The sequence below is a fragment of the Clostridium sp. UBA2485 genome, from assembly GCF_002341865.1.
Taxonomy (GTDB): domain Bacteria; phylum Bacillota; class Clostridia; order Clostridiales; family Clostridiaceae; genus Clostridium_J.
This window is the reverse complement of record NZ_DDOV01000111.1, coordinates 1-9,967: the sequence shown is the minus strand read 5'-3', so window position 1 is coordinate 9,967 and position 9,967 is coordinate 1. Positions and strand designations below refer to the sequence as shown.

Below are 9,967 nucleotides of genomic sequence, written 5' to 3'. Positions count from 1 at the left end.
GCTAAACTATCAACTTCTTTTAACCAAAAAAATTCAGTCTTATATTGTGCAGGTGTAGGATACTTAATTTGTTTAATATCTAAGTCTTTGTTTTCTTCGTAGGATTTAATTCTATCCGCTAACATTTTATTATAGATAAATCTACTACAGCCAAATGTTTTAGCTAAATATAATTTTTGTTTTTCATTTGGATAAATTCTATATTTATAAGCCTTTAATATATCCTCACCTCATTTCATCCCTTGATTTTCTATATATTTTTTAACTATATCTATGGTCACGCTCCCGACTGTTATAAGCATTTATGAATTTTGATAACTCACTATTAGAATGTGCTTTGAATAATATCTGAACATGATTTCTATAATATTCCCATTCTACAGTTGTTATATTATAATTTTTACTTATATTATCAAATATATCTTTCAATCTTATACTTACATCATTGATAACTTCTCTTCTATAGTATATTACCAATAATAGGTGGTAATATACTGAGAATACTTAATAATTGTTACTATCTAAATCCATTAGTATCACTACTTTCTGTAATTTAATATAGTATAAGCATGTTGTTTTTACGCATTCATCCCCACCTTACTTCGTTGAAGATGAGGACTTCTGCTAGTTACGTTAAAAATTAATAAGATTACTTAAAGTAAAAAGTAAAATTGTGAATGATTGCCACGTTTTTTAACTATTAATATTTAAAATAAATTGAAAACTTCTCCTTTAAAGGAGAAGTCACAACAATCGTCAATTATCAATTGTAAAAACTCTATATCTCATAATTTATTACTTTAAAAAATTATTTTACTTATAAGAGTAGTAATAAAACAAATCACTATTGCAACAGCAGTAGGCATCAAAAATGATACTAGTGCCCATTTATTACTGCCGGTTTCTTTTTTAATAGTCCAAATAGTTGTACCACAAGGAAAATGTAATAAAGAAAATAACATGGTATTTAATAGTGTTAGATATGTCCAGCCATTGTTAACTAGTATATTCTTAAGCTGTTCTATGCTGTCATGCTCAATCATAACACCATTTGATAAATATCCCATTAAAAGTATAGGAAGTACTATTTCATTTGCAGGAAGTCCTAATAAAAAAGCCATTAATATATATCCATCAAGACCTATTAGTTTTCCAAAAGGTTGTAAAAAATTAGCAATATGTGCTACTATACTCATATCTCCAATCATTACATTACTTAATATATAGGTTATAAGCCCTGCTGGAGCTGCTACTACCATTGCTCTAAATAGTACAAATATAGTCCTATCAATTATTGAAGTATATATAACTCTACCTATTTGAGGTTTTCTATATGGTGGAAGTTCTAAAGTAAAGGAAGAAGGAATTCCTTTTAGTATAGTTTTAGATAAAATAAAAGAACTTATTAATGTGATTACTACTCCTAGAACTACTAAAGCCACTACCATCAATGCCGCTACTATAGAATTAACCCTATCAGATGTAAAGGTGCCTCCTACAAAAATTATAGAGAGAGCTATTAAAGTTGGAAATCTTCCATTACAAGGAACAAAACTATTAGTTAATATAGCTATTAACCTTTCTCTAGGTGAATCAATAATTCTACAAGCAATAACTCCTGCTGCATTACAACCAAAGCCCATGCACATAGTTAAAACTTGTTTACCATGACAACAAGCTTTTTTAAATGCTTTATCTAGATTAAAACAAACTCTAGGTAGATATCCACTATCCTCCAATATGGTGAATAGAGGGAAAAATATAGCCATAGGTGGAAGCATAACTGAAACTACCCAAGCTAAAGTTTTATATACTCCTAAAACTAGAATTTCACAAAACCATATAGGCAATTTTATTGTAATAAGTAAATTCATAAGTTTATCTTCAAAAGAAAATAGCATCTTAGCTAAAAGTTCCGAGGGTACATTAGCTCCTTCAATAGTTATCCATAAGATTAAGGTTAACATCAAAAGCATTATAGGAATACCTACTGCTTTAGAAGTCAATATATTATCTATTTTTTGTTGTTGTAATATTTTATTTCTACTTTTATTAACAGAATCTTCTACTATTTCTTCACATTGCTTATATATGTCAGATACAATTGTATCCCTCACTTTATTATTTTGTTTTTCTCTAATTTTTTTAATTTCCTCTTCAATTTCTTTATCATCTACAATAAAATCTTCATTTACATATTTTCTTATAGATTGTTTTATACTTTCATCTCCATCTAACAATCTAAGTGCAGTCCATCTATAATTTATTCCACTATATTTTTTTTCAAGTAATGAAGATACTTTATCTATTTCATTATTAATGTCTTCACTATAATTTATTTTTAAAGTTTCTTCCCATTTTTCTTTAAATACATTTTCATATATAGCTTCTTTTAAATCTTCTATGCCTATTCCACTTCTTGCAGAGGTAGGTATTATAGGTACTTTTAATTTTTTGCTTAATTCATCTATGTCTATTTTTATATTTTTCTTTTTTGCTTCATCCATAAGATTTAAGCAAACTAACACTTTAGGAGTAATTTCTAATATTTGAAGTAACAAGTTTAAATTCCTCTCAATACAAGTGGCGTCTAAAACTACCACAATTAAATCTGCATTTCCAAAGCAAATATAATCTCTAGCAACCTCTTCTTCTGATGAACTAGCTAAAAGAGAATAAGTTCCTGGTAAGTCTACTAAAATAAATTCTTTCTCTTTATAATTAAAGCTACCTTGAAAATTAACTACTGTTTTTCCAGGCCAATTACCTGTATGTTGTCGAAGTCCTGTTAGAGCATTAAAAACTGTACTTTTTCCTGTGTTGGGATTGCCTGCTAATGCAATAACACTTTGGTTATTCTTTTTCTTATTAACTATTTGAATATCCTCTAAATTTTTCTTTTTAGTAGAATCAAAGGTTAATCCCATAATATACCTCCTAAACCTTTTCTTCACATACTAATATATTATCTGCCTCTTCTCTTCTTAAAGCTATACAGGTATCTCTTATAAAATAAGCAGTTGGTTCACCTAAAGGTGCTTCTCTTAATACATATAATTCTGTATTAGGAACAAAACCTAAGTCTAATAATCTTTGTTTTGACAGACCCTTTGATAAAATTTCTGAAATTACTACTACAGTTCCAACCTTAACTTCGCTTAATTTTTTAAAATATTTTTCCATTTATTCACCTTCTTTAAATTTAATCTCTATTTTATAATATGTAAAATAATGTATATGGCTACAATTACATATTTTATTGATTTCAAATATAAATTTATAAGAATAAATGCTTTTTTAAATACACACACTATGATTATGAACATAACAATATTTGAATTTAGAAAGAGGGTGTAATTATGAAAAATGATAGTATTATGTGTATAGTTAGTGAATGTAAATATCACTATAAAGAAGATGATTATTGTACATTAAACAAAATAGAAGTTGTAAAACATGAAAATGATGCAAAAACTATACAATGTACAGATTGCGGAAGCTTTGAAAAAGAACAATAATTAACAAAACTATTAGTAATTAAATTTTAAATATGATAAAGGAGATATTCTTATGGATATGAATTCAAGTATAGGATGTACAGTAAGTGAGTGTAAATATCATTATAAAGAAGATAACTATTGCACGTTAAATAGAATCCACATTGTTAAACACGAACCTGAAGCTAAAGTAGTTGAATGTACTGACTGTGGAAGCTTTGAAAAAGATCATTAATAAATAAAAAATAGCATGATAAGTGCTATTTTTTATTTTCTTTTAGATACCTTAATTTATAAAATTCTACTTTATATGATATAATTACCAATATAATGTTAATATCTTTAATAACGTTAAGTTATTAATTTTAAATTTATGTAAAAATTTGATGATTTATCTTAAATATTTATATTGAAAATTTAGGATATAAATTCTAAAAAATGCATATGTCTTTAAGAGAATACATTTATATAAAACTTTATAAAATATTAAAATGATTTTTATATAAAGTTGGTAATTTTGGTGGTTGTAACTAATTTGTAAACCATAATAATTAAGATTTATTTATACTAAATGTTGATTGAGACCTATGAAATAAAATAATTAGTTAAAAATAAAGTGAATATTTTATTATATCAGATAATTAAGTAGGTTTTCTTAACTTAGTTATTGAAGAAAATTTATTAGCATACTGGTGAATTTTTTTTTGAATATTCTTAAATATGTACAAACTATAATTAAAAGGAGAGTTGTTATGTTAGAAGTATCATCACGTAGAACATCTAGACAAAGAAAATCTTCTAAGCGTAGAAGAATAATTGTAGCTATTTTATGTGCTATTGTATTGTTATTATTTCCATTTACTAATTCTAAAATAAAAAAATATAATGAAGAAAACGATAAGTTAAAAACGGAAATAGAAAAACTGGAAAAAGAAGCTACTGATTTAAAATCTAAAAATAGTAAATTAAATCAATCTAAAACTGAATTAGAAAATAAAATGAATTCTCTTCCAAAGAATTCAAATTAAATATTAAGGAGGATGCGGTATGGGGAAAAAGAGTACAGGCTTTAATATAAAAAAAATATTGCTATTATCTTTCATATTATTAACCTTATCTGTTACTGTTTTTAGTCAAGTAAGAGTTATAATGGCTGTATCTCAAAATAAAAGATTACATAATAAAATTGAAGAAATAAAAGTTTCTAAAGAAACTTTAACAAAAGAAAATGAAAATTTACAAATTGAAGTGCAAAATAAACAGAAAAGCTATGAACAAGCACTTTCAAAAGTTAAAATTGCTTATTTAACTTTTGATGATGGTCCGTCTAAGCATACTAGAAATATTTTAAACACCTTAGATAAGTATAACATTAAGGCTACATTTTTTGTAAATCATAAAGATGGTATGGATGATTTATATAAAGAGATTGTTAATCGTGGACATGTTTTAGCAAATCATACTTCTTCTCATAATTACAGCAAAGTTTATCGTACAAAAGAAAGTTTTGTAGAAGACGTACAAAAACTCGATAATGAACTCAAAACAATTACGGGAAAAGAACCTTCTAAAATTTTAAGATTTCCGGGTGGTTCAAATAATACAATAAGTTTAAACTATAATAATGGTGCAAATTTCATGAAGGAATTAGCACAACACATGACTGATTTAGGCTACACCTTCTATGATTGGAATGTAGATTCAATGGATGCAGCAACTTTTAGACAAGACAAAAATGTAATTGTTAATAGAGTATTAGAAGATGCTAAATATGTTAAGCATGCCAATATATTAATGCATGATTTAGATCCAAAAGACACTACGCCAGAAGCACTTCCTGAAATAATTGAAGGATTGAAAGCTCAAGGCTTTATATTTGAATCGCTAAATCATGAATCACCTAAAGCACAATTTACAGAAGTTGTTGAAAAAAAATAATTTAAGCCCCAGCATTGGGGCTTTTTAGTTTTGATACTTTTAATTGTTTAATATATTTTTTAATTCATTTATATCTGTTATAGGAGTTTTACAATTATAATTTTCACATACATAAATAGTAGTTTTATTATTTATCATCTCTTTTGAATCTAAAGTCATATTGCTTTCTTTTCCTCTTAAAGTTACCAAAGTAAAAGGATTATATTTATTATTTATCTCCTTTAAAATACTATCAATTTCTTCTTTCTTATCTCCTACAATAGTTATTTCTCTTATGCTATATTCTCTATACATATAAGCTATTACTGAAAATAAATAATACATAGGATCTTCCCTTATTTTTCCTCCAAAAGCTTTAAAGTTTTTATCTACTATATCTATATATCTATCCTTCCCTGTAATATAATAAAGCTTTAAAAAAGCCAATGAGGCTACTCCATTTCCAGAAGGTATAGCTCCATCATAAATTTCCTTAGGTCTTACAATTAGTTCCTCATCATCACTACCATATAAGAAGAATCCTCCATTTTCTTCATCCCAAAATAGCTCTATCATTTCATTACTTAATTTTATTGCACTTTCTAAATATTCTATTTTAAAAGTACTTTCATAACATTCTATAATAGCCCAAATTAAGAAAGAATAATCATCAATGATACCTTGGTGTGCTCTATGTTTATCTCTATATCTAGTATATAAGCGTCCTTTTTCATCTATTAAATTATTAAAAATAAAGTTCAATGCTTTTTCACTACACTTTATATACTCTTCATTATCTAGTAGTCTTCCACCTAAAGCTAATGAAGTTATCATTAGTCCATTCCAAGAAGTCAATATTTTATCATCCTTATGTGGATGAATTCTTTCTTCTCTATAATTAAAAAGCTTTTTTCTTATAGTTTCTAATTGTTCTTTGTATGGACTTAATTCTTTTAAATCTGTATCTATAAGATTTGGTATATTAGCTCCTTCAAAGTTTCCATCAGTTGTTATACCATAAAACCTAGTGTATAAGCTAACTTCTTTTTCATCTAATATATTTTCTATCTCCTCTAAACTCCATAAATAGAATTTACCTTCTACCCCTTCAGAATCAGCATCTTCCGCAGAGTAAAATCCACCTTCTGAAGAAACCATATCCCTTAAAACATAAGTAAATATATTATCTGCCACTTTCTTATAAAGTTCCTTTCCAGTTAGTTTATAAGCTTCTGTATAGGCCATGGCTAAAAGAGCATTGTCATATAACATCTTTTCAAAGTGAGGTACTAACCATCTTATATCTGTGGCATATCTGGCAAAGCCAAATCCCACATGATCAAAAATACCGCCTTTATACATTCCCTCTAAAGTTTTATCTATAATTCTTAGTACTTCCTGATCCTTATTATTTTTATAATATCTTAATAAAAATAATATATAATGAGTGGTTGGAAATTTAGGTTCTTTTCCAAATCCACCATACTCTTCTTCAAAATGTTCTTTCAATTCTTCTACGGCTTTATCTATAATCTCTGTACTTAGATTTCCTTCCTCTATATTACTAGAGTGATTTCTCATATAATTCAATAGGTTTTCGCTAGATTGTAATACTCTTTTATTATCTTCTGTCCACAATTGATTTATGGAATTTAAAATTTCAATAATTCCTTTTATACCAAACCTGCTTTTTTTAGGAAAATATGTACCTGCAAAAAAAGGTTTTCTATCTGGAGTTGTGACTATATTAAGTGGCCATCCACCACTACCAGTATAAGCCTGACAAAAATTCATATATATACTGTCTATATCCGGTCTTTCTTCTCTATCAACCTTTATAGCAACATAACTATCATTCAATACCTTTGCTACTTCCTCATCCTCAAAAGATTCCCCTTCCATAATATGACACCAATGGCAAGTAGAATAACCTATACTCAAAAAAATAGGCTTATTTTCCCTCTTAGCTTTTTCAAAAGCTTCTTCACTCCATGGATACCAGTCTACAGGGTTATGTGCATGCTGTAATAGGTATGGTGATTTTTCATTTATCAATCTATTTGCCTTTCTTACTTCTGTTTGTTCTTTTTCAGATAATGTCATTATATACCCCTCCATTTTTTCATATTTTGTTTTAGTATTCCAACGTTTCAATCCGAGTATTCAGCAACATAAAAATATCACATTATTCAAACTTCAATTACTTTAAACTTCTTGTAGATAACACTAAATATAGATAAACTACCTTAGAAATTAATATATAGCTAAATATAGCTATACCCTTGAGTATTTCAATTCATAATTCACAATTAAGGTGGAAATTATTTTTAATCAAAATAATTTCTTTAATGGATTTTTTAACTAGCAATGCAAATAACTTGATTACCCCCCATACAATGTTATGCTTATATTTGACATCATATATAACCTTTGATAAACACATATCTTTTGTTCGACTCCAATGAAAATTTTATAGAACACTTTACCAAGGAATAATATACAAAATTTCTAATTCCAAACATAAAAATGAACCTTTTATTATGTCGCGACAATATATATATGAAAGCATATTTAGAAAGGAGAGTTTAATTATACTGAAAGGAGGATTTACGTGAACATTGCAGATTTAAATGATCTTATTGAATTGCATGGTAAAGCCATCTATAGCTTTTGTCTCAATCTTACGAAAAACCAGTCTGATACAGATGACCTATATCAAGAAACATTTCTGAAAGCGATGGAGTTGTGCCATAAAATTGATAAAGATAATAATCCTAAAGGATTTCTCATTTCCATTGCAATAGGGCTATGGAAAAACAATCGCCGTAAATATGCCCGGCGACAAAAAATAGCTCCAATAGAGAAACTTAGTGAAGATATAAACAATGGTTACGTATTCAAGGATACACTAACCCCTGAAAATATAGTTATATCCAATGAACTATGCATTATGATACGGACTGCAGCAGATAAGCTGGATAATAAATTAAAAATCCCTTTGTATATGTACTATACTGCTGAAATGTCAAACGAAGAAATAGCATCAGCACTGAAGATTCCGCTTGGCACCGTAAAAAGCAGGCTTCATAAGGCTCGAAGAGTCCTAAAAAACAATTTAATGGAGGTTAGTAAATATGAAGAACTCTGATAAATTAGATCAACTGTTGAAGCAAGCTCTTTCTCCAACAGTTGAACCCAGTGAAGATTTAAACCAAAAAATTATAAATCAATTAAAGGAGAGTAATATTATGAAACCAGTTTATAAAAAAAGGATATCTGTTGCACTAATCGCTACTGTACTTACCCTTGCAATGTCTATAACAGCATTTGCTGCCTTACATCTTCTCAACTCAAAACAAGTTGCTGAGCATCTTGGAGATCAAAAGCTTGCTCATGCATTTGACAGTAAAAATGCAATTAAAATAAATGAATCAATTGTTTCAGGTGGATATAATTTTAATTTGCTTGGAATCGTATCAGGTAAAGGCTTAAGTGACTTTGAAAGTTATGCAGAGGATATAATACGTCCAGATAGAACCTACGCCGTAGTGTCAATAGCAAAGCAGGATGGTAGTAAAATGCCCAATACCCAAGATGAAGAGTATGGCAAAGTTCCATTTTTTATCTCTTCTCTAATAAAAGGCCAAAAGCCATGGCTAGTTAACATAGCTTCCATGAATGGTGGATATAGCGAATTTGTAATTGATGGAGTTATGTACAGATTAATTGAATGTGACGATGTTGAAATGTTTGCCGACAGAGGGCTTTATCTTTGTATAAGCACCAGCAGTTTCTATGATGTAAATGCTTTTAACTATAATGAAGAAACTGGCGAAATCACCCCTAATGCTGATTATAATGGTGCTAATGCTCTATTCAACTTACCTCTTGATGTAACAAAAGTTGATCATGAAAAAGCTGAAAAATATCTACAAGAATTATTAAAATAAACAGAAATAAATTTTAAAACTAGTGAAAAAGTAATAGTCAATCGAGAAAAATTTGCAAATACTATTATAATAATCGTATCTATAAAATATATAAATCAGAAATCCCTTCTTATTCAATTATCAAGAGATGCTAATGAATCAATTATTAGTAGGATATTAAAATTGTATTAACTTGTAGTTATCCACAGGTGATGATATTCATCACCTGTGATTTACTTTAATATATTCTTGAATCTAATATACTACATCCCCAATTATAAAACATGTATTATCATTGGCTATCACATGCATATCTCATCAGCATATTTACCTCATTTCATGAACATTACTCCTATTTTCTCAGCTAATCTATTAACTCTATAAATTCTTATTATATTAAAATCACAATTAAATTAAATAATATAGATTCCCCACTTGTGATTATTTAATAATTTTTTATGATAAAATGTCGAAAAATATTTGCTTAATGCAATTATTAATGCTAAAATGAGTGTGTAAAATCGAATAATTATGAAATAGGTTTAATAGATTTTTAATATCTATTGATTAAAAGGGAAGTGGGTTAAAATCCCACGCGGTCTCGCCACTGTAATAGATGAGTTC

The 9,967-nt window shown here is 27.8% G+C and carries 11 protein-coding genes and 1 riboswitch; of the genes, 6 read left to right on the top strand and 5 right to left on the bottom strand.

The annotated features are described in order from the left end of the window. The 4 genes from B3603_RS23310 to B3603_RS20360 form a co-directional block, all read right to left on the bottom strand. A partial coding sequence (locus tag B3603_RS23310) for a helix-turn-helix domain-containing protein (RefSeq protein ID WP_414632395.1) occupies positions 1-221 on the bottom strand: 221 nt, incomplete at its 3' end. A 40-nt stretch (positions 222-261) separates the two neighbouring features. Further along, entirely contained in the window at positions 262-477 is a 216-nt protein-coding gene (locus B3603_RS20370; protein ID WP_414632394.1) for a transposase, read from the bottom strand. A 323-nt stretch (positions 478-800) separates the two neighbouring features. Then, positions 801-2,927, bottom strand: coding sequence for a ferrous iron transport protein B (gene feoB, locus B3603_RS20365; protein WP_291568392.1), 2,127 nt, complete (start codon positions 2,925-2,927; stop codon positions 801-803). 10 nt (positions 2,928-2,937) lie between these two features. Then, the gene (locus B3603_RS20360; RefSeq protein WP_291568391.1) at positions 2,938-3,183 is read right to left on the bottom strand and encodes a FeoA family protein; all 246 of its coding nucleotides are present in this window, start codon (positions 3,181-3,183) and stop codon (positions 2,938-2,940) included. A 176-nt stretch (positions 3,184-3,359) separates the two neighbouring features. Between B3603_RS20360 and B3603_RS20355 the strand changes: the two genes are divergently transcribed. The 4 genes from B3603_RS20355 (at position 3,360) to B3603_RS20340 (ending at position 5,435) form a co-directional block, all read left to right on the top strand. Then, entirely contained in the window at positions 3,360-3,518 is a 159-nt protein-coding gene (locus B3603_RS20355) for a DUF1540 domain-containing protein (RefSeq protein WP_291568388.1), read from the top strand. A gap of 52 nt (positions 3,519-3,570) precedes the next feature. Further along, positions 3,571-3,732 carry a DUF1540 domain-containing protein gene (locus B3603_RS20350; protein WP_291568386.1) on the top strand — a complete coding sequence of 54 codons (162 nt, stop codon included), beginning with the start codon at positions 3,571-3,573 and terminating at the stop codon, positions 3,730-3,732. A gap of 517 nt (positions 3,733-4,249) precedes the next feature. Next, positions 4,250-4,525, top strand: a complete 276-nt coding sequence (locus tag B3603_RS20345; RefSeq protein ID WP_291568384.1) for a hypothetical protein — start codon at positions 4,250-4,252, stop codon at positions 4,523-4,525. 19 nt (positions 4,526-4,544) lie between these two features. Continuing rightward, a complete protein-coding gene (locus B3603_RS20340) occupies positions 4,545-5,435 on the top strand; it encodes a polysaccharide deacetylase family protein (RefSeq protein WP_291568382.1) in 891 nt (296 codons plus the stop codon). Between the two features lie 39 nt (positions 5,436-5,474). Here B3603_RS20340 and B3603_RS20335 read toward each other — a convergent pair whose 3' ends face one another. Further along, entirely contained in the window at positions 5,475-7,517 is a 2,043-nt protein-coding gene (locus B3603_RS20335) for a thioredoxin domain-containing protein (protein ID WP_291568380.1), read from the bottom strand. Positions 7,518-8,025: 508 nt separating this feature from the next. Between B3603_RS20335 and B3603_RS20330 the strand changes: the two genes are divergently transcribed. Continuing rightward, complete coding sequence (locus B3603_RS20330; RefSeq protein WP_052268284.1) at positions 8,026-8,562, top strand: RNA polymerase sigma factor; 537 nt, start codon at positions 8,026-8,028, stop codon at positions 8,560-8,562. Further along, positions 8,549-9,364, top strand: coding sequence for a hypothetical protein (locus B3603_RS20325; RefSeq protein WP_291568377.1), 816 nt, complete (start codon positions 8,549-8,551; stop codon positions 9,362-9,364). Before B3603_RS20330 ends, B3603_RS20325 begins: the two co-directional genes overlap by 14 nt. A gap of 500 nt (positions 9,365-9,864) precedes the next feature. Then, positions 9,865-9,967, top strand: a riboswitch (cobalamin riboswitch). This riboswitch is flagged as partial in the annotation.

Excerpts from the sequence above, each read along its gene's own strand:
- feoB (WP_291568392.1), bottom strand. The coding sequence starts at position 2,927 with ATGGGATTAACCTTTGATTCTACTAAAAAGAAAAATTTAGAGGATATT.
- B3603_RS20360 (WP_291568391.1), bottom strand. The coding sequence starts at position 3,183 with ATGGAAAAATATTTTAAAAAATTAAGCGAAGTTAAGGTTGGAACTGTA.
- B3603_RS20355 (WP_291568388.1), top strand. The coding sequence starts at position 3,360 with ATGAAAAATGATAGTATTATGTGTATAGTTAGTGAATGTAAATATCAC.
- B3603_RS20350 (WP_291568386.1), top strand. The coding sequence starts at position 3,571 with ATGGATATGAATTCAAGTATAGGATGTACAGTAAGTGAGTGTAAATAT.
- B3603_RS20345 (WP_291568384.1), top strand. The coding sequence starts at position 4,250 with ATGTTAGAAGTATCATCACGTAGAACATCTAGACAAAGAAAATCTTCT.
- B3603_RS20340 (WP_291568382.1), top strand. The coding sequence starts at position 4,545 with ATGGGGAAAAAGAGTACAGGCTTTAATATAAAAAAAATATTGCTATTA.
- B3603_RS20335 (WP_291568380.1), bottom strand. The coding sequence starts at position 7,517 with ATGACATTATCTGAAAAAGAACAAACAGAAGTAAGAAAGGCAAATAGA.
- B3603_RS20325 (WP_291568377.1), top strand. The coding sequence starts at position 8,549 with ATGAAGAACTCTGATAAATTAGATCAACTGTTGAAGCAAGCTCTTTCT.